The following is a 1,519-nucleotide window of genomic DNA, read 5'->3' on the forward strand; positions in this document are numbered from 1 at the left end:
GTCGGGCGGAGCGGCAGACCTTTCCTTGGTAGGACCTGGCTAATTCTTGGATCACCGGTGTGCCGAGCGGCGCGGCCCTGGAAAAATCAGTCAGCCGTACTGACGAATGGAGTGAGCCCGGTGGATCGACAAAACCGAATGCAAGGTGTTCACTATCTGAAGTGGACCCGAGGAGGTCCCCTTTATAGCAACCAGACACATTCGATGATTTCGTTAGGGAGAAACGAACATGTCCTTCGTCGCGCGACGATTGGCGGCGTTTTCTGCCGCGGTCATTATGCTCGCTGCCAGCGGGGGCGGTGCGCTCGCTCAGAAGAAATATGATGTCGGCGCAACCGACACCCAAATAAAGATCGGCAACATCATGCCGTACAGCGGACCCGCGTCGGCCTATGGGGTAATCGGCAGAACCGAAGCTGCGTACTTCCGCAAAATCAATGCCGAGGGTGGTATCAATGGACGGAAGATCAACTTCATCTCCTATGACGACGCCTACAGCCCGCCGAAAACGGTTGAGCAGGCGCGCAAGCTGGTCGAGAGCGACGAGGTACTCCTGGTCTTCGGCCCGCTCGGCACGCCGTCTAATACGGCCATTCAGAGGTACATGAACACAAAAAAGGTGCCACAGTTGTTCGTGGCGACGGGTGCGACCAAATGGAATGATCCCCAAACCTATCCGTGGACCATGGGCTGGCAGCCCAATTATCAGAACGAGGCGCGGATCTACGCGAAGTATATTCTCAAGGAAAAGCCAAACGCCAGAATCGGTGTTCTTTATCAGAACGACGATTACGGAAAGGACTACCTCAAAGGCCTGAAGGACGGGCTGGGCGACAAGGCCGCGTCGATGATCATAGCGGAGGACGCTTACGAGGTCGCCGAGCCGACCATCGATACGCATGTTGTCAAGATGAAATCTATCAATGCCGACGTGTTCGTTAACATCACCACGCCGAAGTTCGCGGCGCAGGCCATCAAAAAGGCGGGCGAGATCGGCTGGAAGCCGATGCACTTTCTCAATATCGTCGCCACCTCGATTGGCGCCGTAATCAGGCCGGCCGGATTAGAGAACGCGCAGGATATTATTTCGGTGGCTTACTTGATGGATCCGATGGATCCGCAATGGAGTGATCATCCGGGAATGAAGGCTTTTGACGAATTCTTGGCGAAGTATTTTCCCGAAGGCAATCGGGCCGACAACTTCGTGGTCACGGGATATAACAATGCCCAGACTTTGGTTCAGGTATTGAAGCAGTGCGGCGACGAACTCACCCGCGAGAACGTGATGAAGCAGGCAGCGAATCTAAAGGGCTTCAGAACCGATAACCTGCTGCCGGGCATCACGATCAACACCAGTCCGACTGATTTCGCTCCGATCAAGCAAGTGCAGTTCAGACGGTTCAAGGGGGAGAGGTGGGAGCTGTTCGGCCCCGTGCTCAACGATGAAATCGGAGGATAGGAAGTACTTCAATCGCCTTGCCTGATTCATGGCATCCCTCCGATAGCTGACATCCGATGC

Annotated in this window: 1 protein-coding gene; it reads left to right on the forward strand. The window is 55.1% G+C overall.

The annotated features are described in order from the left end of the window. Positions 1 to 229: 229 nt before the first annotated feature. On the forward strand, positions 230 to 1,459 hold the full coding sequence (locus JQ624_RS38285) for an ABC transporter substrate-binding protein (protein ID WP_212424024.1): 1,230 nt from the start codon (positions 230 to 232) through the stop codon (positions 1,457 to 1,459). Positions 1,460 to 1,519: the final 60 nt, after the last annotated feature.

Source organism: Bradyrhizobium sp. AUGA SZCCT0283, assembly GCF_018130385.1.
Classification (GTDB): Bacteria; Pseudomonadota; Alphaproteobacteria; order Rhizobiales; family Xanthobacteraceae; genus Bradyrhizobium.